Annotated in this window: 18 protein-coding genes, 1 tRNA gene and 1 riboswitch; of the genes, 9 read left to right on the plus strand and 10 right to left on the minus strand. The window is 40.3% G+C overall.

The window, feature by feature from the left end; all coding sequences use genetic code 11:
• Positions 1–23 precede the first annotated feature (23 nt).
• Entirely contained in the window at positions 24–2849 is a 2826-nt protein-coding gene (locus tag ABIS04_RS10445) for a transporter substrate-binding domain-containing protein (protein ID WP_140234321.1), read from the minus strand.
• 448 nt (positions 2850–3297) lie between these two features.
• Between ABIS04_RS10445 and cmoA the strand changes: the two genes are divergently transcribed.
• The 8 genes from cmoA to ABIS04_RS10485 all read left to right on the plus strand — a co-directional run bounded on the left by cmoA (position 3298) and on the right by ABIS04_RS10485 (position 12172).
• On the plus strand, positions 3298–4029 hold the full coding sequence (gene cmoA / locus ABIS04_RS10450) for a carboxy-S-adenosyl-L-methionine synthase CmoA (protein WP_140234322.1): 732 nt from the start codon (positions 3298–3300) through the stop codon (positions 4027–4029).
• On the plus strand, positions 4026–5018 hold the full coding sequence (gene cmoB, locus ABIS04_RS10455) for a tRNA 5-methoxyuridine(34)/uridine 5-oxyacetic acid(34) synthase CmoB (protein WP_140234323.1): 993 nt from the start codon (positions 4026–4028) through the stop codon (positions 5016–5018). Before cmoA ends, cmoB begins: the two co-directional genes overlap by 4 nt.
• Positions 5019–5043: 25 nt before the next feature.
• Entirely contained in the window at positions 5044–5814 is a 771-nt protein-coding gene (locus ABIS04_RS10460) for an ATP-dependent zinc protease (RefSeq protein ID WP_350431024.1), read from the plus strand.
• A gap of 8 nt (positions 5815–5822) precedes the next feature.
• Complete coding sequence (locus ABIS04_RS10465) at positions 5823–7331, plus strand: UUP1 family membrane protein (protein WP_137226967.1); 1509 nt, start codon at positions 5823–5825, stop codon at positions 7329–7331.
• On the plus strand, positions 7331–8287 hold the full coding sequence (locus tag ABIS04_RS10470; RefSeq protein ID WP_137226966.1) for an alpha-L-glutamate ligase-like protein: 957 nt from the start codon (positions 7331–7333) through the stop codon (positions 8285–8287). The genes ABIS04_RS10465 and ABIS04_RS10470 overlap by 1 nt, the downstream gene beginning before the upstream one ends.
• Positions 8250–10061, plus strand: coding sequence for a hypothetical protein (locus ABIS04_RS10475; RefSeq protein ID WP_350431025.1), 1812 nt, complete (start codon positions 8250–8252; stop codon positions 10059–10061). Before ABIS04_RS10470 ends, ABIS04_RS10475 begins: the two co-directional genes overlap by 38 nt.
• Positions 10039–11169: a DUF3541 domain-containing protein gene (locus tag ABIS04_RS10480; RefSeq protein ID WP_137226964.1), complete on the plus strand. Its 1131-nt coding sequence runs from the start codon at positions 10039–10041 to the stop codon at positions 11167–11169. The genes ABIS04_RS10475 and ABIS04_RS10480 overlap by 23 nt, the downstream gene beginning before the upstream one ends.
• A gap of 103 nt (positions 11170–11272) precedes the next feature.
• Entirely contained in the window at positions 11273–12172 is a 900-nt protein-coding gene (locus tag ABIS04_RS10485; RefSeq protein WP_137226963.1) for a LysR family transcriptional regulator, read from the plus strand.
• 230 nt (positions 12173–12402) lie between these two features.
• On the opposite strand, the gene ABIS04_RS10490 is transcribed toward ABIS04_RS10485, so the two are convergent.
• The 8 genes from ABIS04_RS10490 to thiC all read right to left on the minus strand — a co-directional run bounded on the left by ABIS04_RS10490 (position 12403) and on the right by thiC (position 20642).
• Positions 12403–13644, minus strand: coding sequence for a putative metalloprotease CJM1_0395 family protein (locus ABIS04_RS10490; protein ID WP_140234327.1), 1242 nt, complete (start codon positions 13642–13644; stop codon positions 12403–12405).
• Between the two features lie 2 nt (positions 13645–13646).
• Positions 13647–13934: a chemotaxis protein gene (locus ABIS04_RS10495; RefSeq protein ID WP_140234328.1), complete on the minus strand. Its 288-nt coding sequence runs from the start codon at positions 13932–13934 to the stop codon at positions 13647–13649.
• Positions 13935–14010: 76 nt separating this feature from the next.
• Positions 14011–15126 carry a 2-iminoacetate synthase ThiH gene (gene thiH / locus ABIS04_RS10500; protein ID WP_350431026.1) on the minus strand — a complete coding sequence of 372 codons (1116 nt, stop codon included), beginning with the start codon at positions 15124–15126 and terminating at the stop codon, positions 14011–14013.
• A gap of 1 nt (position 15127) precedes the next feature.
• Positions 15128–15937, minus strand: coding sequence for a thiazole synthase (locus ABIS04_RS10505; protein ID WP_350431027.1), 810 nt, complete (start codon positions 15935–15937; stop codon positions 15128–15130).
• Between the two features lie 2 nt (positions 15938–15939).
• Positions 15940–16167: a sulfur carrier protein ThiS gene (gene thiS / locus ABIS04_RS10510; protein ID WP_350431028.1), complete on the minus strand. Its 228-nt coding sequence runs from the start codon at positions 16165–16167 to the stop codon at positions 15940–15942.
• On the minus strand, positions 16154–16960 hold the full coding sequence (locus ABIS04_RS10515; RefSeq protein WP_350431029.1) for a HesA/MoeB/ThiF family protein: 807 nt from the start codon (positions 16958–16960) through the stop codon (positions 16154–16156). Before ABIS04_RS10515 ends, thiS begins: the two co-directional genes overlap by 14 nt.
• On the minus strand, positions 16957–18636 hold the full coding sequence (locus ABIS04_RS10520) for a bifunctional hydroxymethylpyrimidine kinase/phosphomethylpyrimidine kinase (protein WP_350431030.1): 1680 nt from the start codon (positions 18634–18636) through the stop codon (positions 16957–16959). Before ABIS04_RS10520 ends, ABIS04_RS10515 begins: the two co-directional genes overlap by 4 nt.
• A 5-nt stretch (positions 18637–18641) precedes the next feature.
• Positions 18642–20642 carry a phosphomethylpyrimidine synthase ThiC gene (thiC, locus tag ABIS04_RS10525; RefSeq protein WP_350431031.1) on the minus strand — a complete coding sequence of 667 codons (2001 nt, stop codon included), beginning with the start codon at positions 20640–20642 and terminating at the stop codon, positions 18642–18644.
• A gap of 206 nt (positions 20643–20848) precedes the next feature.
• Positions 20849–20948: riboswitch (TPP riboswitch) on the minus strand.
• A gap of 257 nt (positions 20949–21205) precedes the next feature.
• On the opposite strand from thiC, the gene ABIS04_RS10530 reads away from it, so the two are divergent.
• Positions 21206–23350, plus strand: a complete 2145-nt coding sequence (locus ABIS04_RS10530; protein ID WP_350431032.1) for a TonB-dependent receptor domain-containing protein — start codon at positions 21206–21208, stop codon at positions 23348–23350.
• 948 nt (positions 23351–24298) lie between these two features.
• Here ABIS04_RS10530 and ABIS04_RS10535 read toward each other — a convergent pair.
• Positions 24299–24375 (minus strand) — tRNA-Asp (locus ABIS04_RS10535).
• Positions 24376–24661 lie beyond the last annotated feature (286 nt).

Raw genomic sequence — 24661 nt, forward strand, 5'->3', positions numbered from 1 at the left:
TGACTGAAAAACCAGCAACCAAACTAGCTCATTTTATATTGATGTCCACCTACTTTTTTTGCCTGATACATTAATTGATCTGATATATTCAATAACGATGTCGCGTTATCGGCATCATCAGGAAAAATAGCAATACCGATACTGGCCGAAATAGTAATGTTAAGATCATCAATGAGTAATGGTTTTTGTAATGTCGCTAATATATTATCAGCCACTTGACGGGCACTTTCTTTGGCTTCAATATTATTTAATAACACCACAAATTCATCGCCACCAAAGCGAGAAACAGTATCAGACTCCCTCACTAGTTGGGTTAATAACAAGGCTATATGTTGCAATAATTTATCCCCTACATGGTGACCATGTTGATCATTTACAGCTTTAAATCCATCCAAATCAATAAATAATAACGCAAATTTTAAATCGTCCCTTTGATGAATGAGTGTGGCTTGTACTAATCTATCATCAAGTAAACTGCGATTAGGCAGTGAGGTAACATTGTCATGATTGGCAATAAATCTAAGGTTATCTTCTACTATGAGACGTTTTTGAATTTCAACATTCAAACGTCGATTTGACATCAAAATGATAATGGAAATGAAGAAAATAACTAAAAAACCAATAACCGATAATTTCAACCAACGTTGATATTGTGAGGTGTCACTATTGAGATCTAAAGATACCCATTTTTGGTACATGTTTTGTTGTTCGGTTTCATCGATGGTTGCTATCACTCGATCGATTAATGGGACTAAGGTCTTTACCCCTGGAAATAAACCAATATGACTATTATGTTCAGTAAGTTCGGCTAATAACGACATCTTTAAACTCGGGTATTGACCACCTTTTAAGGTGGTAGCCAATGTGGCAACTTGTTCAACAAACATATCTGCTCTGCCATTAATTACCGAGTTCATCCCCTCTTTGGTATCTGACACTATCACCAAATGTAAACTCGGGTATTGTTGACGGAGTTGATCCATGATGTGGTAGCCTTCAACCACTGCCAATCGTTTACCGCCAACTTGTGAAATATTAAAAATTGGAGGTTGTGTTAAAGAAGATACTATTGCCCAAGACGACGGCCAATATGCTAATGAAAACGCAATAGAATTTTCACGTTCTGTCGTTTTTGCCATACTCCCGACAAGATGAATCTCTCCTTTAATCAGATCATTCATCATATTACCAAAATCATCATAAGCCACAGGAATAATGGGTAAATTTAGTTGCTTGACTAATAAATTTTTAATATCTGCATTAATCCCTAAAAACTCACCATTTTCCCCCTGAAACTCCATAGGGGCCCAATTCTTTAGGTAACCCATTTTAATTGCGCCTAAACTACTAATATATTGTTTTTGTTGAATAGTCAGTTTAATTTTATTTGCTGAACCAGCGAAAAAACGGTCATCTGGATTAATTAACCATTTACGTTCAATTTGTATCAATTCTTCAACAGAGATCAAATTAAAACCAGCTTGAATACGGTCCGCTAATCCATTGTCATCAATCCGAGTTAACACATACATATCTGTCGAAAATTCTATATCATCATATTGACGAAACTCTGCCCATAATTTATTAGCCAATAAATAATGCGATGTCATTGCAGCTGAAGACACAAAACCAGTAATCTCGTCATTACGGGATGCTTTTACCATACTGTCTAATGAATCATAGAAACGAATCTGTGCCTTAGGAAACGCTTTTTTAATATCACTAATATAAGGAGCTGTAGGGAATACACCTATTCGCATATCACTATTTTTAATATTTTTTAAGTTAAGGTTAGTACTAAAAAAACGACTTTTAACAGAAATGATATGCCATGTTTGCTTTAATCCTGTGCGCATTTCTTGGCTTTCTGGGTAACCAATATGAACATCAGCAACACCACGTTTAACGTCTTCAATAGTGCTATTCATATCGCCAGCAACAAAATCAATATTAATACCGGTTTTTTCTGACCATAATGTCCATAAGTCAACCAACATACCGTGTGGCAAACCATCAGTTCCAATATCAATATAAGGTTCTACATTATTTTGCATCGCAATAACAACGCCTGAGGTTTGTCGATGATAACCTAACCAACGTCGCTCGATTTGCTTGGTTATTTTAGCGGGTATCAATTCAAAACCACGGTTAATTTTGTTGATAAGCTCCGTGTTCCCTTTCGAAACAGCCGGTGAAAGATTTATTTTTTTGATGAGAATACGTGAGGAACTGTAGAAGTTTGCCGCAATATCTTGTTCTAGTGCTAAATTGCGTTGGTATCCTTCTGTACTGGCAAAAACAAACAAATCTTCATTAACAGCCGCTTGTAATAATTGTTCACGATTTTGATAGCGTTTAAAGCTAAGCTTGGGTTCTAATGCAGATAATGTTGCTTCATGTGATGAGCCTGTCACGATACCTATTTGATAAGGAACTAAATCACTTATTTGTTTTTTACTGTTGAGCGACTTATGCACATAAAGATAGGTATTTACTGAGGTAAATGAATTGGCAAAATCAAATTTTTCAAGCCGGGCCTCATTTTGCGACATCCCAATATGAACATCGGCTTTATTCTGTTCAAGTTGTTCAAGTGACTGCTGCCAATGTCGAGATACAAATTGCACTTTAGTACCTGAAAAAACTGACCATTCACGCCACAAATCAACCAAGATACCAGCAGGAGTACCTTTGTCATCTAAATATTGAAACGGATAAGTATCTTCTCCCATTACAATAATTAATGGAGATTGTTGATCTACTAAGTCATTTTTATCAAAATCAGTTGCTTGTACTGGTAATGATGTCCATGTAAATAAAATTGCTAATATCCAAGGTATAAATTTCAAGTTTTTTCCCTAATACTTTGTTTTTTTATACTTACTCATCTAAATAAGCTGATTTATATTAAATGTGCAGATAATTCATTGATAAAATGTTGAGCAACCTCACCTTTATGTTGGCATTAACTTATGTTGATATTAAATTGGGTTGACACTAGGGTCTGTTGATATCACTACAAATTAGTTACTAATCGATTAACCAACATCCACATTACATCGTAGTAACAAAAATAAATAATATCATTTTTCTATATTGTTTCGTGTCGAGTGGATAAATACAGCGTAATTTTTGAATTTTTATTGATAATACCAGTATTCAACCTCATTCAAAACCGCTCTTATTAACAACAGTAGCCACTATTTGAAAAAAAACTCACAAATCTGCAATAGTATGCTTGCTGCGGTTCACCTTGATTAGCTAAAATACAATCCTAATTTTTCCATATTACAGCTGATGAAATCTCAACAAGATACGATATACGCTAATGTAGCCAATAACATAACGGATTTTCAATTTGATCAACGTGTTGCTGGTGTATTTAATGACATGATCCGTCGCTCAGTTCCTGGTTACGCACAAATTATCAATACCATTGGTGATTTTGCTAATCGCTTTGTCACACCTCAAAGTAATATTTATGACCTTGGCAGTTCGTTAGGCTCTGCCACCTTGAGTATCCGTCGACAAATTGAAGGTCGAGAGTGCCATATTTATGCGATTGATAATAGCCAGTCAATGATTGACCGTTGTACTGAAAATCTTGCTGCTTATGTCAGCGACATCAAAGTGAATTTACTGTGTGCCGATATAAGAGAAGTCGAAATTCAAAATGCGTCGATGGTTGTGCTAAATTTTACATTACAATTTTTGCCTATCCAGGATCGAAATGCGCTGATTAAACGTGTATATGACGGTATGCTACCCGGCGGCATTTTAATCATTTCTGAAAAGTTGTTTTTTGAAGATAATCAAATTCAGCAGTTATTAGATGAACAGCATTTAGATTTTAAGCGTGCAAATGGGTATAGTGAGCTCGAAATAAGTCAAAAACGCAGCGCGTTAGAGAACGTTATGCGTCCAGACAGCTTGAATGTTCATCAACAGCGTATAACCGAAAGCGGCTTTAGTCACTTTTCAATTTGGTTTCAATGTTTTAACTTTGCATCTATGGTAGCCATTAAATGATCAATTTCAGTTCTTTTTATAAAGACATTGCCGATTCAAATCTGCAGCATTGGCTTGAAACGCTACCAGCGATTTTAGGGAAATGGCAACGAGATAATAATCACGGGAGTTTACCTAAATGGGAAAAAGTCCTCAATAAATTGCATTATCCGCAACCTGATAAAGTTGATTTTAGTAGTACTGTCACCATTGGAACCGGTGAACAACTCAGCCCTGGACAAGTAGAAAAACTTTCTAATTTGCTTGCTGTTTTCCAACCATGGCGTAAAGGACCATTTATAGTTCATGGCATTCAAATTGATACTGAATGGCGAAGTGATTGGAAATGGGATCGAGTTAAAGATTACATCACACCGTTAACAAATCGTACCGTATTGGATGTCGGTTGTGGTAGTGGCTATCATATGTGGCGAATGCTGGGTGCAGGAGCGACTCGAGTTGTCGGAATAGATCCGTCGCCTTTATTCTTATGTCAGTTTGAAGCCATTAAACGAGTCGCTGGAAATCAACATCCAATACATTTACTGCCTCTAGGGATTGAAGAGTTACCCGCTTTAGATGCCTTTGATACGGTATTCTCAATGGGGGTCCTATACCACCGTCGGTCTCCTATTGATCATTTACTACAATTACGAGATCAACTCCGCGTTGGTGGAGAATTGGTATTAGAAACATTGGTGATTGATGGCGATGAGAATGCAGTACTTGTGCCACAAGATAGATATGGCAAAATGAACAACGTTTGGTTTATACCCTCTGTAGCAGCCTTAATGTTATGGTTAAAGAAATGTGAGTTTATTAATGTTCGTTGCGTTGACATCGATATCACCTCGTTAGCAGAACAACGCAGCACTGCTTGGATGAAAAATGAATCTCTAGTCGATTACCTCGACCCAAATGATGTAAGTTTAACCATTGAAGGTTATCCTGCACCCAAAAGAGCCATTATCATTGCAACCAAGAACCAACCGAATCACGACTTAGTGTAAATAATACTATTCAACAGGAATTGATATGTTAAAGCAGGTAATTGCTCTATCCATTGTAGCAGCCCTTATTTCGGGTTGTACAACAACTCAAAAACCCACAACACCTCCGCTAACTAATGCTGATCTGAATAGCGGTTTGCAAATGTCGCAAACGGTGATCATTGACGCTATGAGTTCACAAAACGCTCAACAACTAAGTGATATTGGTGCTCTTTCTGATGAAATCCGCAAACTGAAAACACAAGTCAGCGCAGCAATTAATGAGAAACCTAAAACATTTATTGTTCAACCACCTATGCCTAAAACTATTGCGGTTCCGGAACAGTGTGCTGAAGCCATTATTGGAGAAAAATTTCTCCTAGGTGAAGTCGAAAGTGTCTATATTGATGAAGTAAAAGCCAAGTTTGCAACACGTATCGATACCGGTGCTGAATCATCCTCTTTGGATGCTCGTAATATCGTATTATTTGAACGAGAAGGCATACAATGGGTTCGCTTTGACGTAATGACTAATGGTATTGATCAACCAGGCAATACCTTTGAATCTAAAGTTGAACGTTTTGTACGTATTAAACAGGATGCAGATACGGGAGATGACCGTCGTCCAGTCATTCATGCCCATTTAAAAATAGGTAAATATGCCGCCGAAACCGATTTAAACTTAACGGATCGAAGTCACCTAGAGTATCCTTTATTACTAGGTCGCAAGTTTATGAAAGATATTGCCATTGTTGATGTAGGCCAAAGCTACATTTATGGTAAAGCCAAAAACCAAATTACCACTTTAGTTAAGTAGGATCCGTAATGCATTCTCGTAAACCGTTTTATATATTCGTTGCACTGCTATTTATAGTTGGGATCAGTACCAGTATCTATCGTGGATTAGTCCACAATGTGCCTTTTTTACCCGGTGAACAGGTACAAAGTTGGGCAATCGATGCCAAAGTCAGTTTTACTGGCACAAACCAACCTGCTGAGGTCAATTTTTCATTACCTAGCGACCCTGCATTTGACATACTCGTCGAAAATGCATCCTCTCCAGGTTATGGCTTAAGTATATCGGCTGATGCTAAGGATCGTCGTGCAGTTTGGTCAATTCGTGACGCTTCAGGCCCTCAAGCATTATATTATCGAGTCACATTGGTGCCGACAGGCAAACTCAATATTGAAACGGATATAGAACCCGTTACACCAGAACCTTATTTATGGCCCGCGACAGAAAAATCAGCTGCGGAGCAAGTTATTGAAGAAGTATGGACTCGCAGTGCAACTAACTTATCCTTTGCTCAACAACTAATGAATTTGATTAATGATAATAATCAAAGTCAAAACATGGCATTGTTGTTATCGGCCAATACCTCAACCAATCTTTTTTTGCATATGCTGCATTCAAAAGGTGTACCTGCACGTGTGGTTAATGGCTTACAACTTGAAGATCAACGTCGTCGCCAACAACTCACAACCTACGTTCAAGTTTATAACGATGGCGAATGGGTACTTTTCGATGTTGCTAACAATAAACAAGGCCGTGATAACACCTTAGTGTTATGGGAATATTCTGGTCACTCTGTACTTGATGTGATGGGGGGAACTAATTCATTAGTTAATTTCTCTATGTTACAAGACACTCGCTCTGCATTGGCAACATCTATTGATATGATGATGAATGATGATGCGTTCGATTTTTCCTTGTATCAATTACCGCTTGAAGAACAAAGCACATTTAAAGGTATTCTGTTAATTCCTATCGGAGTATTGGTTGTCGTGTTTTTACGTGTCATCGTCGGGATCAAAACATCGGGTACTTTTATGCCTGTATTGATTGCCCTCGCCTTCATTCAAACCACGCTATTGACTGGCTTAATCGGCTTCTTGTTAATCGTTGCTTTTGGATTAATGATCCGCTCATATCTGTCGACACTCAACTTACTCTTAATATCCCGAATATCGGCGGTGATAATAGTGGTGATCTTCATTATTGGTTTATTTACCTTAATTTCATTCAAATTAGGCTTAAGCGAAGGCCTGACTATTACGTTCTTCCCAATGATCATCTTGGCGTGGACTATTGAACGTATGTCAATTTTATGGGAAGAAGAAGGCCCTAAAAAAGTATTTGTATCCGGTGGTGGTAGTTTATTTGTCGCAACATTAGCGTATTTAGCAATGGACAATGAATTGGTTCAATATTGGGTATTCAACTTTTTAGGTATCCATTTAGTGATTTTAGCTTTGGTATTAGTAATGGGACAATATACCGGTTACCGTTTAACCGAACTAAAACGCTTCAAACCATTAGTTGGAGAACAATAATGAAGTACGCCTGGCCCTGGGAATTGAGCCGTAGTGGTGTACTCAACATGAATAGGCGCAATATTAGCTATATTGGTCGTTATAATCAGCGTAAATTTTATAAACGCGTTGATGACAAGCTAATCACTAAGCAACTTGCGCTTGCTAATGGCATTGCGGTTCCCGATTTAATTGGTGTTGTTCATGAACAACATAAAATCCAAGACATTCCAGCAATGGTCTTGGACCGTAGTGGTTTTGTGATTAAACCAGCAAAGGGTTCTGGTGGTAAAGGGATTATGGTGATCACCAAAGTGAGCAATGGTTGTTATTACAAAGCCAATGGTCATGAAGTGTCTCATAATGAAATTTATCGCCATGTATCCAATATTTTAAGTGGTTTATTTTCTCTAGGTGGTAAGCCAGATGTCGCAATCGTTGAAGGATTAATTGAATTTGATCCTGTCTTTGAAGGCTTAAGTTATGAAGGCGTCCCTGATATCCGCTTAATCGTGTTTAAAGGCTTCCCTGTAATGGGTATGTTACGTTTATCGACGGCGGCATCTGACGGTAAAGCTAACTTGCACCAAGGCGCTGTCGGTGTTGGTTTAGATATCGCGACCGGAAACAGTTTGCATGCAGTGCAATTTGACTTACCCTCGCATAAGCATCCAGATACTCACTTCCCATTATCGGACATTAAAGTGCCTCATTGGGAGACATTACTTCACACAGCATCTAGTGCTTATGAAATGTGTGAATTAGGGTATTTAGGTACCGATATGGTGTTAGATAAAAATAAAGGTCCATTGTTGCTAGAATTGAATGCCCGTCCAGGCTTAACAATTCAAATTGCGAATGGTAGAGGGCTTCTACCTCGACTTAAGCATGTTGAAGCGATGAAAAGCTCAGCAATGTCAGTTGAGGAACGCGTGGCTTATGCTAAAAAGCATTTTTGTAGCAACCCTATTTTTTAATCTTGTTGTCACAGCAAATGCTGTGGCAAATCCTTTAGCACTGTTCATCGAACAGTGCTTACAATATCAACCAAACCTAGTGCAAGATGACCTTGTTACTTTTCAGTCAGTTGAACAGCAAGCTGTTGAATTTGAAAAGCAAACACTTGCGTTAAATAATCTTAACGACAGAATTCAATATTATCGTCCTTTCGTCATCGACAACCAAAGTAAACAAGGTTTATTGTGGTGCCAACTTCATCTTGCTGATGAACTGTATGCATTAACTGCAGCACCATCCACTCAATCCCTTATCAATAAATTACAACATGCCGCCCTTCCTTATAACCAGTTAGGGGAGCATTTGGCATCGATAAAACAGATGCAATGGTCGTTAATCGAAAAAACAAAACTTCACAGTGCTCAAGCAAGTATTCATTTAGCATTGTCGCAACAAGATTTCACAATGCAATTTAATCAGCAGGATTGTGTGCTCAATAATGGCCCAAAAAGCGAATCTAAAACAAATGATAACGACATTAACAACAATGCAAATATTGATATAAGCATTGCCAAATATTTAATTAAACAACCCAATGAACACTGCAGAAAACAAGCGTGGCTTGCTTATCAAACTCGCTCAAGAGACCAACAGGCACCCGCTCTTGAGTTGGTTCATCAATTACATCAACAATATGCAACACAGCAAGCATACGACAATACTGCACAATCGGAGTTGTCTCGTTATAGATTAAATCCCCAATTATTACAACAATTTTTAACCAACCAAACAACTAATTTAGATATTGCGCCATGGAATATTGCCCATGTATTAAGTGGTATAAGTAAATCATCGAAGATGAAAATGATTACTTCGAACGAATTTTTACAGCAAATATTCGCAAGTCTTAAGCCATTAGGACTCAAGTTTGAATTAATTACACTGGCAAGTTCGACTACAAACAAACAATCATCGTCCGATGCTGAACAACATAATCCATTAACTGACATGCAAGCTATTCGCGTGTGGCATCAGCAACGATTACTTGGTGACATTTTTACCTATCCACAAGATAAGCTAAAATCAAGATTAAATGTAGATGGTCAACTCATAAAACAAGCTGTCATTGGTCATCAATTTGGACAATATGCGCTAAGTTTTCCTCGACAATTAACCCGGCTGCAACAACAACAAAAATTAATTTACGCTTTGAGCCAAGCAATAGTATCCTTAGCGCAAAGCGGCCAGTTTTATTTTCTCAGCAATAGAGTACAAAACCTAGATACCCATGCGATATCAACGAAGTGGTTAGTGCACTACATTAACCAACAACTTGACTTGCCTTTGTTGTCTGCACGCCATCAATTAGTTGCACAATATCAGCAACAATTATGGGTATTCAGAGCAAAAGTTGCACTGACGTTTTATCAATATAAAGGTAACTTTAAAGGTACTGATAAAGATGATTGGCTAAATAACAATCAACCATTGTCAGCCGCATTTGAACAGAGCTTTGGCCAACAATGGCCAAACGCTACAGATGCAATTTATAGTTATCAAGCTATTGCTAATGAAGGCATTAATCATTATCTTCCTTTATGGCAAACAGCATTGACACAATTAATCATAGCTGAGGTACCAGCCAAAATATCACCGAGAGACATATTTGATTTACTGGTTATAAACGAAACATATTTACCCTTAAACGATCGACTTGAACGGCTTATTGGCCCACCGATTGACACACATTCACTCATCAGGAGATTTAAACATGCTGGAACTACGCAAGAGTAAAACACTCTCGTACTTACTATTGTCAGCTACGTTGTTTAGTAGTGTGGCTTTCGCAAAAGAGACCGTCGAAAAAGTACCTCATAACTTAACAGCAGAACAAGTTTATCAAGGTATTAAAACTAATTTAGAAACCAACCTTTATTCATTACCACCACGTGTACAAGCACATTATGCTATTCGCCAGTTCCGTATGACAGGTGAAAACAAATATGCTAACGGTTCATTAATCGATCTCATTACCATTGCGGAACGTCAACTTTATTATTCCTGTAATCTGGACAAGCCTGGTTTTATTAAAAGTGAATCAAAAATTGAAGCTGATAAGATAGGGAATGGTCCTCGTGGTAAAGCTCGTAAAATAGCCATCGCACCCTACCCTAATTTTATGCTGTACACTGATGTTTTATTACGTTATTCCAGTCGTGTCGATGAATTTGGCTTTACAGGACCTTGTCATGATTTAATGATAAAAACCTTAAAAAATGCCAATCTAGAACCTGCTTTAACCGATAAAAAAATGATCAAAGCTTGGGCTGCACAGTTAATTAACTATGTTTACTGGGCTAAACAAATTGGTGTTGGGGACTATTATGAAGCTTATAAAAAAGCCTTTATTAAAACCTACCCTAATAGCAAGGATGATAAGCTCAAAAAAGGTCAATATAAAAATAAAATTTATGGCATGACTCACTTTATTTTTTCAGCCAGTGAGTATTATCAACACCCAGTGGACCCAAAAGAATACCAATGGATTCTAGATTATTTTGAAAAAAACATTGATCGCATTTTAACTGATACTACTGAAGATATTATTACTGAAGTCGGCATTAGTTTCTTGATCACGGGTAATGGTGATAATCCTGTCGTTGATAAAGTGAAGAAATACGTGATTGCGGCTTACGATCCCAACACTATGATGATCCCATCGCCTCATGGTAAAGCAGAGTTATCTAGCGGTGAGCACAGAAACGTCTTAGCGATGATGTTATTAGATTGGCCAGAAACATTACATAAAGGCCCATATTTAAATGATATAGCGTCAACTAAAAGAAATTTACCTAAATCAGTTAACCCTAAGACTTCTATGAGTAATGTAAAATTGCACTAAAATATAAAGATGTACAAACTGAGGCAAATGCACTGCATTTGCCTTTTTTGTTTCAAGATAGGTTTGTTTCCTCAACGTCTGTCACGCATAAAGAGAGCACTTAATGAGCCGAGCTAAATCAACTCTAGAACAATGGCGAATTGTCCAAGCTGTAGTCGATTTTGGAGGTTATGCGCAGGCTGCAGAAAAACTCAATAGAAGTCAGTCGTCACTCAATCATGCTGTATCTAAGTTACAACAACAGCTTGGTATCAATCTACTCGAAGTAAAAGGTCGAAAAGCTTATTTAACTGAACAAGGTGAAGTGTTACTGCGTCGCTCCCGCCATCTAACTCAATCGGTTGAAGAGCTCGAACAATTAGCCAGTAATTTAGGCCAAGGTTGGGAACCAAACCTGACAATTGCTAGAGAAATAGTATATCCGATGGATAAACTTGTTGAAGCGCTAACGGCCTTTTTACCCGAAAGTCGTGGAACCAGAGTAACCATAATAGATTCAGTGATATCAGGTACTCACGATCTTATTAGAAATAACCTTGTCGATATCGCCATTTGTGCAACACCACCTAAAGGCCATATTTCAGAAACATTATGTGAATCGAGTTTTGAACTTGTCTGCCATCCTGAACACCCATTAGCTCAACTTGAATTGATTGAAGATGACAAACAATTAGCACAATATCTGCAAATAGTGATTAAAGATACAGGGGTAAATGCCAGTAATGATATTGGTTGGTTAAAAGCGGAACAACGCTGGACAGTGTCAAACTTTCACGAGGCTAAAATAATTTTATCGCGCAATATTGGTTTTTGCTGGATTCCAAGTTTTCTAGTCGAACAAGAAATTGCCAATAAACAGCTTATTCGTATACATTTACGGGGCAGCTATCAGCGTAAAATAATGCTTAATTTAGTGGTACCCAATCGTAATCAACAAGGACCTGCGTGTAAGTTACTCGAAAACTTAATTTTAGCGCGACATAATGTGACGCTTAACGTTTAGCTCACATTCGCTGTTGGCTTTGTCGGTATGACGCTGATTAGTACTAATTGATAATCCTAAGCTTCATTACTGTTATTAAACTAATAGTTAATTTAATTCAGCAATGATTATCGTAAATTTGGAATATACAGTTTGATTTGTAAAGAAATAATCACGGGTATTGATAGGTATTGCAGAACAATCTTATATCCTAGATATGAATTTGTCTTAATAGCATTTTATAGTCGATATTATACGTATATTTCCAAAGATTGATGCTGTTGATTTGATTGTGCCGCTGTAATGTCGTTGACATTTTTTTCACTACTTTGGTGTTCCGATAATAAATAGTTAGATGAATGCAATTCTTCATTCTGGTTTACATCATCAGCATGAAGTACGTCATTAGTTAATACCTGGCTATTTGGAGAAATGGCATTGTTCGTTGTTGTAGACGACAAAGAATCTGAATTATTTGTCGTTAACTCTTTCTTTGCTTCATTCATGTTCTGTAATGCTTGCGCCGCCACACGAATATCGGCCATTGACGGTTGTATAGGAGCCATGGCTGCTGCATACACTTTCTGCATTTTACTTAATGTTGCTTGGGCGTCACCATCAACAGTAGACACATCAATATTAACCTCTCCATCCACTGCATAACGACGTCCATCGGGCCCTTTTTCATATTGATAACTTGGACTTTGCGCTAAACTTCCACCTACGGCAGCATGTGCTTGTTCGTGTGTTTTGACCTCGGTATCTCGTTGTGCTAGTTGATCAATCTGCTTTTTTTCAGCTTGTATTATTTGCTGTTGTTTGTCTTTTACTTGTTGCTCTACTTGCTGTTCTGCAGTGTCATCCTGACGATTTGAAACTTCAGCGTCTGCAGTTACTGTTGAATCGTCCACTGATGAGTTTTGCGCTGACGTCTTTGTTTCTACTACAGGGCTGGTTGGCTGATTAACTATTGGCGGTTGAGTATTTTCAACATCACTGATTGCCGAGCTGATTACTATATCTGTACTGGCTGACGCTTCAGTCGGTGTGTTAGTTGTCTGTAATTGAATAGGTGTACGGTTCAATACACCAGAGAGATTGAGTGGACCACTTTTTAGGCCGTAGCTATTAACCGAACTAGAATCAACAATGTGTTGTGGCTTGATGTCATTTGTAGATGCCGAATTCGTTTGCAATCCGTGATGAGAATCAGTGCTGGATAAACCATGGCTTAGATCTATCGGCGTTTTGAAGGCCGATGTTTGAGTTGTACTGGATTTAAGCGAACTGATTTCAACTGCATTAGATTGAATGTCTACAGCAATAATCGGAGCAGATTGGGGTTTACTTGCTTGAGTACTATTTGTTGTTTGAGCACTATTTTTTGCTTGTGTATGAGGTTGAGCTTGTGGTGCTGATAATGAATTGCGGTGGTTTATTTGGGCAGCACTGTTAACTAACCCTGTATTGGAAGAAACCATTGCCGCACTCATGATTACACTTCAATATCAATCAAACTACCAACAGTCTCAGATGCTACTTCAATCACTTTAGCAGATGCTTGAGCTTGGTTGGATGATTCAGTCGCGGACACTAAAGCAGATGTGGTGTCAGTTTGCCCAACGGCACGAGAACTTAAGGTTACAGTATCTTGTACCGAGGCATTTGGCACCGCAGGTTTTTGTTGCTCTGGAGTGGCAACTGATGTTGTTGCTTGCGCTAAACCTTGTTGAGCACTCTGCAATCCCTGCATACCTGACGCATAGGCTGATTGAACTTGCATAATACTGCTCCTGATTTTAAAAAAGTCGATTTATTATGGCCTAAATCAACTAATATGTACAGTTTTCAAACAAAAGTTAGCTGTTAACCCAACCCATCTCCCAATCTTTCCATACTGGATTAATTCCTCGTCGCTTCATTTGTTCAACAACTTGCTCTACTGGACGGTTATCACTGATTTCAAATTGATCAAGTTGGCTGTCTGGCGCCATATAACCACCTGGTTGAGTAGAGCTTCCAGCACTCATATGAGTAATGCCTAAAGGGAGTAAATTATCCCTCAACGACGGCAGCTCACGAGTTGATAAACTAATTTCAAGTTGAGGATTAAACAACCTAAATGCACAGATCATTTGTACTAATCCTGCATCGGTTAATTCAACTTTCGGTGTAATGCCGCCAGTACATGGACGTAAACGAGGTAGTGAAATACTGTAGCGACTGCGCCAGTAGGTATTTTCCAAGTAATCTAGATGAAAGCCCATAAGTAATGCATCTAAGCGCCAATCATCTAATCCAAGTAATACCCCAAGGCCAATTTTATCGATACCCGCTTTTGCCACTCGGTCAGGGGTATCTAAACGATAGATAAAATCTTGTTTTTTACCGCGAGTATGATGCTGAGCATAAGTATGAGCACGATAGGTTTCTTGGTATACCATAACCGCATCAACGCCTAATTTGCCAAGACGCTGATACTGCTTAGTCTCCAATGGTTGAACTTCCATTGCCACGTAATTAAAAGCCTTACTAACTAACGGTAACACCGACTCAAAATACTCCATTCCAACTTTAGTTTCGTGTTCGCCAGACACCAATAATATCGAATCAAAACCACGTTGTTTAATGATAGCCATTTCCGCTGCTAGTTCATCACGAGTAAGTGTTTTGCGCTTGACCTTATTGCTCATACTAAATCCACAATAATCGCACTCATTGGCGCACAAGTTTGATAAATATAAGGGTAAGAAAAGGCCGATATTGGCACCAAATCGCTGCCGAGTCAGCTGAACGGCTTGTTGCGCCATTAGTTCAATATATGCCATTGCGGCAGGAGATAATAAAGCCAACAAGCTATCAAGATTACCGCTTGGATTTTGTAGAGCCCGCTCAACCTCTTTGGCGGTAGTCGAATACAGCTTCATCGATAATGCATCGGGGGCTAATTGCGTAAATAAGCTTGAATACGTCATGCTAGCCCCCCTTACTATTCACTGACTTTGCAAGATAATTGATTGATGGTTCTAACAAGAATCCAGTCAAAGGACTGGTGGCATTCGCATGGGTGTTCACTGCCCCTAATCCAGCAAGATATGCTTGTCTTCCTGTGGCAACCGCATCGGCAAAACATGTAGCCATTTGCTGAGGATTGGCACTACTTGCAATCGCGGTATTTACCAATACTGCTGCTGCGCCCATTTCCATAGCTCTACAAGCTTGTGAAGGTGCGCCAATGCCGGCATCTACTATTACCGGAATATTGGCCTGTTCAATAATAATGCTTAAGAATGTTTCCGTCGCTAAGCCTTGATTACTGCCTATTGGACTGCCGAGTGGCATCACCGCAGCGCAACCGACTTCTTCTAAGCGACGACACAATACTGGATCAGCATGCACATAAGGCATGACAATATAGCCTTTTTCGCATAAGTGTTGAGCCGCTATTAATGTTTCAATAGGATCGGGCATGAGGTATTTAGGATCGGGATGAATTTCAAGTTTAATCCATTTAGTACCCAGAATTTCATAAGCTAGTTCAGCAGCAAAAATAGCTTCTTTAGCATTACGCGCACCGGCGGTATTGGGTAATAATTTAACCCCCAGACTTTGCAAAGGACCGAGTAAGTTGTCATGACCGCGGGTTAAATCAATCCGCTTCATCGCTAAAGTAACTAACTGCGACCCAGAACTTGCTATCGCTTGTAACATTGTATTGTGATCTGAAAATTTTCCCGTTCCAGTGAGTAACCGAGACGAAAATTGATGATCGGCTATCGTTAACATTATTAACCTCCAGCAACGGCATAAAAAACGGTGATATTGTCATCGGCTTGACACAATACATGCATCCAACGACTTCGAGGCATAACAGTATCGTTGACCACAACGGCCACTCCTTGAGTGGGTAAATCACTGAGTATCAGTAGTTCAACCAAGTTTAAATTAGCCCGAACTTGTTGCTCGACACCATTGAGGTGCAGGGTTATTACCCCATGGGGATCAGTTTGTATCATTAGACCGCTCCTGATGATCTGTTAATGGATATTGATGACACACTTCACACTGTGGGTCTTGACTCATGTTTGCATACTGCCAGCGTAAATCCTGAGCATTAAATCGATGTAAAACACCGTATTGCGTAAAGGTATTGCAGATGTGCTGCAGGCCCACCAGCGCTTGCATACTGGCGATAATGCCCACGGCGGGCCCAAACACGCCAGTTTGAGTACAATTTTGCATAATGGGTGTATCAAGTGGATATAAACAACAATAGCAACCGCTGTGTGAATGTGGGCTTGAAAAATCAATACAAAATAATTGCCCCTGATATGCACTGATGGCGCCACTAACCAAGGTTAACTGATGCTGTACACACTGTTGGTTTATCAGTTGCCTCGCACTAACATTATCAGTGCAATCAAACACCACAGGTTTTACCGTAAATCGTTTAACAAGCTGCTTAAAGTGTGCTGATGTAATGGGTTGTGCCAATACGTCGATATTGATTTGAGGGTAAGCATCACTCAGTACACTTTTTGCAATATTGACTTTTGCTTGGCCAATATCAGATGCCCTGAACAGGAGTTGCCTTGGTAAGTTGGATAATTCCACCACATCATGATCAATTAACATTATTTGCTGAACACCCGCTGCAGCTAAATAATGCGCCACTACATTTCCTAAGCCTCCTACACCGATGATCACTACAGGGCTATTCATAATGGCAAGCTGCCCTGCTTCTCCAATATCACTCAGTAGCATGGTGCGTGAATACTGAATGTAATCCTGACCAGATAGAGAATTCATAAGCCCTCCTGAGGTGAACAGGCTTTTGCCAAAGGCCGCGTAACCTGCAACCATTTATGATGCAAGGCTCGATACGCCTTCGCTGGATCGTTAGCCGTGGCTACAGCTCTAACAACAGCAGCATCACCAACGCCGGTATCCGCAATAAACTCCAAATTACTGAGATCGATCCCGCCAATTGCAACAGTAGGATAATGGCGCGCAAATAAACTGGCATAACGTTTAAGTTTGCTGAGCCCTTGAGGCGCGGAAGGCATTTGCTTAGTCGTGGTAGCAAAAATATGCCCAAGAGCAATATATGAAGGCGAACATTGGTGGGCTAACAAGGCTTCAAAATAACTGTGACTCGATAGCCCTAACGCCATTCCAGCAGCAGCTATCGCGGTTAAATCTGCAGTGGCCATATCCTCTTGGCCTAAATGAACCCCAAAAGCACCGTGTTTAATCGCCAGTTGCCAATGATCATTAATAAACAACTGAGCATGAAATTCGCGACCGAGTTTGATGGCCTCAATGATATTCGCTTCGAGTGTTAATCGTTCTAATACATGGCTGTCATCAGTATCGATATTAATAACTAACTTGGCACGATATTGAACCGTCTTACAGCCCGCTTTTAACAATTTTTTAAGCATATCGATATCAGCTACAACAGGATAAATCCCCAAGGGTTGATGCAGTGATTTAAAACCATTAGGTGCAGCTTGCTTGCACGAATCATCAGCGAGATGCTCAGAAGATACTAACTTGATTGATGGCATCATTCCTAAATCAGCAGGCCAACCAGTACGGGCTAAGACACCAGGTCCTTGGCCGAGGCTTACACCTAAAGCGAGTCCCTTATTGACATAGGCTTTTGCCAGCACAATGGCATCATGAATAATGAAGTCATGGGCAATAAAACACGCAATTGCAGATGATAATGTGCAACCACTGCCATGATTATTTGTCGTTGCTATCCGCTGGCTACTTAGCATAAACATCGCATGACTGTGTGCAAGGCTGGCGCCTTTAACGCTTTTACTCACATATACATCTATCGCCTGCTGTTGCTGCCACTGAGCATCACCGCCTTTAGCGAGCACATGGCATTTAAATTTATCGGATAACAATTTGGCATCGCGGATCATTTGCTGTTGCTGAAAACCATTGCTGCCGACATCAGCACAATCTTGTGCTAACGCATACTGAGAACATAAACGCTTCAATTCGTGCTGATTAGGCGTTAGTAAATCAATTAAACCAATGAGAGGGCTAAAATCGAGATCGATAGAATTAAAGTTCGCACCACTACTGGCAACCATGACGGGGTCAAGTACCACAAAAGGTACCATCTTCTGAGTGGCACGCATCTGAGCCAAACAGTCAGCCAATATGTCGACCTGTGCTTGGGATGCAAGCAGGCCAATTTTAATCGCCACTGGCGGCAAATCCACGAGTAAACTACTGAACTGAGCCAACAGCATGGATTCAGAAACGGTTTCAACAAGGCTCACACTGACTGAGTTTTGTGCGGTTAATGTGGTTATCACGCTACACCCGTGACACGACAAGTCTTGTATGGTGAGTAAATCAGCTTGAATCCCCGCACCACCACCACTGTCAGAACCAGCTATGGTCCAGACAATGGGTGGGGTTTGCGTTATTGATTCACTGACAAATGTCGATGAATTCATGGCGATTATTCAACCTCAACCGCTAAGTCGGTATCAACTTGTGCTGCTGGTTTGACGTCATGATAAAGCGCCGAGCCCGACGCTTTGAACTCTGCCGACTTTTGCGCCATCGCTTCGGACGGATTTATGGCTTGAGTCGTATGTAGAGCTTGATAAGCATTAGCCGAAGAGACTTCAATCTTAAGTGCTTCAGCTTGTTCAAGATTCGCGGCATATTCACGCACTTCGTGGGTTATTTTCATTGAACAGAATTTAGGCCCACACATTGAACAAAAATGAGCCACTTTGGCTGATTCTTGTGGTAACGATTCGTCGTGGTAAGCACGAGCGGTATCTGGATCAAGACCTAGGTTATATTGATCTTCCCAACGGAATTCAAAGCGGGCTTTTGATAATGCATTATCACGTACTTGTGCACCTGGATGACCTTTAGCGACATCAGCAGCATGAGCTGCAATCTTGTAGGCAATTAAACCTTGTTTTACATCTTCTTTGTTAGGCAAACCTAAGTGTTCTTTAGGGGTGACGTAACACAACATCGCCACGCCGTACCAAGCCATCATGGCTGCACCGATACCTGAAGTGAAGTGATCATAGCCAGGCGCAATATCGGTTGTTTGTGGGCCTAAGGTATAAAATGGCGCTTCATCACAAAGGGCCAATTGCTTTTCCATATTGACTTTAATCAATTGCATTGGCACATGGCCAGGGCCTTCGATGATGGTCTGCACATCGTATTCCCATGCAATTTTGACCAATTCGCCTAAGGTTTCTAATTCCGCAAATTGCGCTTCATCATTGGCATCGGCGATTGAACCTGGGCGCATACCATCCCCTAACGACAACGACACATCGTATTGGGCGCAAATTTGGCAAATATCGCGAAAGTGTTCATATAAGAAACTTTCTTGATGGTGACTTAAACACCACTTAGCCATAATTGAACCGCCACGCGACACAATACCGGTAAGGCGTTTGGCGGTCATGGGTACATAACGCAATAACACCCCTGCATGAATCGTAAAATAGTCTACGCCCTGCTCGGCTTGTTCAATCAATGTATCTCTAAATACCGCCCAACTGAGGTCTTCGGCAACGCCATTAACCTTTTCTAATGCTTGATAAATCGGCACGGTACCAATCGGCACAGGCGAATTACGGATAAGCCACTCACGCGTTTCATGAATATAACGTCCAGTCGACAAATCCATGACCGTATCGGCGCCCCAACGGGTTGACCATACGAGTTTTTCAACTTCTTCTTCAATCGAAGATGTCACCGCAGAATTACCAATATTGGCATTCACCTTCACTAAAAAATTACGCCCAATAATCATAGGTTCAGTTTCAGGATGGTTAATATTCAGCGGAATAATCGCTCGACCTCGGGCGACTTCATCGCGAACAAACTTAGGAGTGATAAGTTGCCCAATATGCGCACCAAAATCCTCACCTGGGGCTTTTTGCGTCAACACGCTATCGGTTACTTCAGCGCGAGCCATGTTTTCACGAATGGCAATGTATTCCATTTCAGGGGTAATAATACCTTGGCGAGCATAATACATTTGGGTCACGCATTTGCCCTTCTTGGCACGTTTAGGCGCGACAAGGGCGTCAAAGCGTAAATGATCGAGTCCATCGTCGGCCAGCCGTTGTTGAGTAAAACCCGAACTTGCACCCGTTAATTGCTCAGTATCTTGTCGCTCATCAATCCATGCTTGACGGATTTTAGGTAAGCCTTCACGCACGTTGATATCAGCAAGAGGATCAGAATAAGCACCCGCACAGTCGTAGACCATAATAGGCGGATTGGCTTGTTTAATGGGTTCAGCGTCGGTACCACCAATAACGGTGTCAGTTTGATTAACTTGACGCATAGCGACGTTGATATCAGCACGACTACCCGTTAAATAGACTTTTTCCGAGTTAGGATGTTGTAACGGTTTAAGGGTATCAATAAATTGTTGAGCGTTAGCTCGAGTTTGACGACGGTTTTGATTTGACATTAGCAACCTCAATATTAAGAGTAGAGTTGCTTGTCTGGAGAGGTGTTGATAGCAGCAGTAAACAATAAAAAATGCTATTGCCTACGTCAATAATCACATAGAACATACTAATGTAATAACGTAACTGGAATATAAACCGATAAAAAACTCGGAGGTAAACGTCCAATTACAATCGTGTTAATACGTTATTTATCTTCCCAATAATCATGATTATTACGCTTGTTTCCTTCGCAGGTTCTAGCCTGATCAGGTTCAACGGATCCCGAATAAACGGTCTCAGCCATAATGGCACTCCGACAAGATGTCACGCAGTATAAGCAAGCTTGTTGCTAAATAACAAGCACTAAAATAATCATTTCATACAAAAGTAATCAATCCACATGTCAGAAACTGATGCAGTGTCATTGATATCTCCATGATTCATTTATCACCACAGACAGGTATTTATCAAGGTGCGACACTATGTCGCATTCATCATATTTATTAGCAAGTTATAATTTAACAGACTGATAAACACCTTTGAAATATATTCATCAAAGGTTGATAAAATAACAATAAAGGTGATGACGTTGGCAAATAAAGCAATCCAAACCATTAAATTAAATACAAATTACCCATGGGTTTACTCATCAATTTCATTGGCTGTAATGTTTGCTATTACACAACCAGTAATGGCTGAGCAGTACGATAAGCAAAATAGTGAAGGCATTGAGCTGGTTGAAGTACATGGACAAGCGGCCAATAACGATTTACTCGGTTCTGCCCAAAACTTATTAAATAAACAAGGTGTAGATTTTTCTGAAGCGGGTGGCGTTTCTGCATTACCGATTTTAAATGGCATGATGGGCGATCGGATCAAAGTGCTCATTGATGGCAGCGACATTACGTCATCATGTGCAAACCAGATGAACCCGCCACTTTCATATGTGTCAGCCAATCAAATTAGTTCGACTCAAGTTGTTGCTGGAGTCTCTCCGGTGAGCGCCGGTGGCGATAACATTGCTGGCGTAATTAACGTCATTAGCTTAACCCCTGTATTTACCGATAGCGATACAGTGACATGGCAAAGTGGTAACATATCTAGCGGTTATCGAAGCACTAATGACGCCATTCTCGCAGGTGTAAATGCCACTGTAGCAAGTAAAACATTAAGCTTTAGTTACCAAGGATCATTTGAAGATGCAAACAGCTATACAGATGGCCATGGCGATAAAGTACTAGACACTTTATACCAATCACAAAATCATGCATTAACCGCTGCTTGGCAAGATGACATTCAACAAGTTGCAGTCAAACTGACTCATCAACATATCCCCTTTCAAGGTTTTGCAAACCAGTATATGGACATGACGAATAATGACAGTTATGGCGCATTAGTACGTTATCAACGAACGCTTGAAAACGAAGGTGAGTTCACAGCCCAAGCAAACTGGCACAATGTAGAGCATGAAATGGGCTTCTTTACCGATGAGAAAACCGGCATGATGCCAATGAAAACTAAGGGTAAAGATTACAGTTACCAACTACATTGGCAGCTACCAATGAGCTCAGACAGCACCTTATTAATTGGCCAAGAATATTATATTTATCAACTTGATGATACATGGCCAGCGATTGAAGGTTCAGTCATGATGGGCCCAAATGATTACGTCAATATTAATGATGGCGAACGCCAACGTGCTGCACTCTATGGCGAGTGGCAACAAACAATGAATACAGATTGGTGGCTGTCTGCAGGTGTTCGTTATGAATACGTATCGACAAGCACGGGTGAGGTTCAGCCTTATAACACCATGAGCATGATGGGCATGACCAATGTTAATACCATGGCCGCAGATGAATTTAATAGCCTATATCGAAAGCGCAATGACAATAACATCGATGCCACCCTTCTAGCTCGCTATCAACTCAGTGATACTGAAGTGATAGAACTTGGTTTAGCCCAAAAGAACCGCTCCCCAAATTTATATGAGCGATACAGTTGGGGCCAAAGCACCATGGCGACGACTATGATTGGCTGGTACGGCGGTGCAAACGGCTACATAGGCAATCCTGACCTTGGTGCAGAAACGGCACACACATTAAGTATGGCTTACAAGCTAGCACAAGATGATTTAGCGTTTAGCGCAACAGCTTGGTACAGCAGCATTAACGATTTTATTGATGCCAATGTGGTCAGCAGCTTTAATCGCACAAGCATCGATAGTAATAGTCGTAATATTTTACAGTTTGCAAATGTGGACGCGACCTTGTTTGGTGCACGCATAGATGCTGAATATCAATTAGCAGACAACGACACTGGTAAATGGCTCTTTAACGCTAACATCAACGCAACACGCGGCGAAAGAGATGACAACGACCAGCCGCTGTATCAAATAAAACCTTTGCAAACCGAGCTAGCTTTACAACAACAGCTAGGTGATTGGCAAAATAGAATCAGTTGGCAATGGGTTGCAAATAAAGATCGCGTGGATGAGCAGCGTTTAGAAAATACAACTGACAGTTACTCACTGCTTAACTTAAGCAGCAGTATCAAATGGCAAGATGTGACAATGACTATTGCAGTGAAAAATCTACTTGATGAGTATTATCAACTGCCACTGGGCGGTGTCAGTATCGCTGAATATAAGGCTGACAACAGTAACGGTTTTCAACAAATAGCCGGTGCGGGTCGCTCACTCGAATTGAATGTCAGTTACGCGTTCTAGTTAACCAGCCATAAGTAATAAAACATATGGCCAGTAATGTGTACCACATTATTGGCTAGGCTAAAACACCAATTCCTTTGATTTTTAGACAGCAAAAAGCCTCTATATTGCTGTAGAGGCTTTCATCTTATTTGGCGGAGCGGACGCTGATGTTGAAACAGTCAACCCGCGACCTCCGACATGACAGGCCAGTTTCTATTGATCTGCGATGGAATAACATTAATGCGCTGACATTTGATAATCTAGCAGGTATTGCATCCTAGGCTGAATCACCAATTCTGGTAATTTTTGAACAGAAAAAAACCTCTATATTGCTGTAGAGGCTTTCATCTTATTTGGTGGAGCGGACGCTGATGTTGAAACAGTCAACCCGCGACCTCCGACATGACAGGCCAGTTTCTATTGATCTGCGATGGGATAACATTAATGCGCTGACATTTGATAATCTAGCAGGTATTGCATCCTAGGCTGAATCACCAATTCTGGTAATTTTTGAACAGAAAAAACCTCTATATTGCTGTAGAGGCTTTCATCTTATTTGGCGGAGCGGACGCTGATGTTGAAACAGTCAACCCGCGACCTCCGACATGACAGGCCAGTTTCTATTGATCTGCGATGGAATAACATTAATGCGCTGACATTTGATAATCTAGCAGGTACTGCATTCTAGGCTGAATAACCAATTCTATTGATTTTTAGACAGAAAAAAGCCCCTACATTGCTGTAGAGGCTTTCATCTTATTTGGCGGAGCGGACGCTGATGTTGAAACAGTCAACCCGCGACCTCCGACATGACAGGCCAGTTTCTATTGATCTGCGATGGAATAACATTAATGCGCTGACATTTGATAATCTAGCAGGTACTGCATTCTAGGCTGAATAACCAATTCTATTGATTTTTAGACAGAAAAAAGCCCCTACATTCCTGTAGAGGCTTTTTTTCTTATTTGGCGGAGCGGACGGGACTCGAACCCGCGACCCCCGGCGTGACAGGCCGGTATTCTAACCAACTGAACTACCGCTCCAAAACGGTTTGTATACACTTAACAAAAACGAAAATAGAATGAATATTACCTATTTTATTAAATGCAAACAGATACTTGAATAGCGGAACGGACGTTGATATTAAAACAGTGAACCCGCGTCCCCTAGCATGACAGGCCGGTAATATAACCAACTGAACTACCATTCCATACAAGTGCGATGAATAATAATGTTGTGCTTATTTATCGTCAACTTATTTTTTATTTTGCCTATTTGTTTGGCTAAAAATCACGCAAACCACACTGTTTAGCACAAAACTCATCCACT

The sequence above is a fragment of the Shewanella sp. H8 genome (assembly GCF_040285065.1).
Taxonomy (GTDB): Bacteria; Pseudomonadota; Gammaproteobacteria; order Enterobacterales; family Shewanellaceae; genus Shewanella; species Shewanella polaris.

What these genes read in the sequence shown, in the direction of transcription:
- cmoA (WP_140234322.1), top strand. Translation starts at nt 3,298, where the DNA reads ATGAAATCTCAACAAGATACGATATACGCTAATGTAGCCAATAACATA.
- cmoB (WP_140234323.1), top strand. Translation starts at nt 4,026, where the DNA reads ATGATCAATTTCAGTTCTTTTTATAAAGACATTGCCGATTCAAATCTG.
- ABIS04_RS10460 (WP_350431024.1), top strand. Translation starts at nt 5,044, where the DNA reads ATGTTAAAGCAGGTAATTGCTCTATCCATTGTAGCAGCCCTTATTTCG.
- ABIS04_RS10465 (WP_137226967.1), top strand. Translation starts at nt 5,823, where the DNA reads ATGCATTCTCGTAAACCGTTTTATATATTCGTTGCACTGCTATTTATA.
- ABIS04_RS10470 (WP_137226966.1), top strand. Translation starts at nt 7,331, where the DNA reads ATGAAGTACGCCTGGCCCTGGGAATTGAGCCGTAGTGGTGTACTCAAC.
- ABIS04_RS10475 (WP_350431025.1), top strand. Translation starts at nt 8,250, where the DNA reads ATGCTAAAAAGCATTTTTGTAGCAACCCTATTTTTTAATCTTGTTGTC.
- ABIS04_RS10480 (WP_137226964.1), top strand. Translation starts at nt 10,039, where the DNA reads ATGCTGGAACTACGCAAGAGTAAAACACTCTCGTACTTACTATTGTCA.
- ABIS04_RS10485 (WP_137226963.1), top strand. Translation starts at nt 11,273, where the DNA reads ATGAGCCGAGCTAAATCAACTCTAGAACAATGGCGAATTGTCCAAGCT.
- ABIS04_RS10490 (WP_140234327.1), bottom strand. Translation starts at nt 13,644, where the DNA reads ATGAGTGCGGCAATGGTTTCTTCCAATACAGGGTTAGTTAACAGTGCT.
- ABIS04_RS10495 (WP_140234328.1), bottom strand. Translation starts at nt 13,934, where the DNA reads ATGCAAGTTCAATCAGCCTATGCGTCAGGTATGCAGGGATTGCAGAGT.
- thiH (WP_350431026.1), bottom strand. Translation starts at nt 15,126, where the DNA reads ATGACGTATTCAAGCTTATTTACGCAATTAGCCCCCGATGCATTATCG.
- ABIS04_RS10505 (WP_350431027.1), bottom strand. Translation starts at nt 15,937, where the DNA reads ATGTTAACGATAGCCGATCATCAATTTTCGTCTCGGTTACTCACTGGA.
- thiS (WP_350431028.1), bottom strand. Translation starts at nt 16,167, where the DNA reads ATGATACAAACTGATCCCCATGGGGTAATAACCCTGCACCTCAATGGT.
- ABIS04_RS10515 (WP_350431029.1), bottom strand. Translation starts at nt 16,960, where the DNA reads ATGAATTCTCTATCTGGTCAGGATTACATTCAGTATTCACGCACCATG.
- ABIS04_RS10520 (WP_350431030.1), bottom strand. Translation starts at nt 18,636, where the DNA reads ATGAATTCATCGACATTTGTCAGTGAATCAATAACGCAAACCCCACCC.
- thiC (WP_350431031.1), bottom strand. Translation starts at nt 20,642, where the DNA reads ATGTCAAATCAAAACCGTCGTCAAACTCGAGCTAACGCTCAACAATTT.
- ABIS04_RS10530 (WP_350431032.1), top strand. Translation starts at nt 21,206, where the DNA reads ATGACGTTGGCAAATAAAGCAATCCAAACCATTAAATTAAATACAAAT.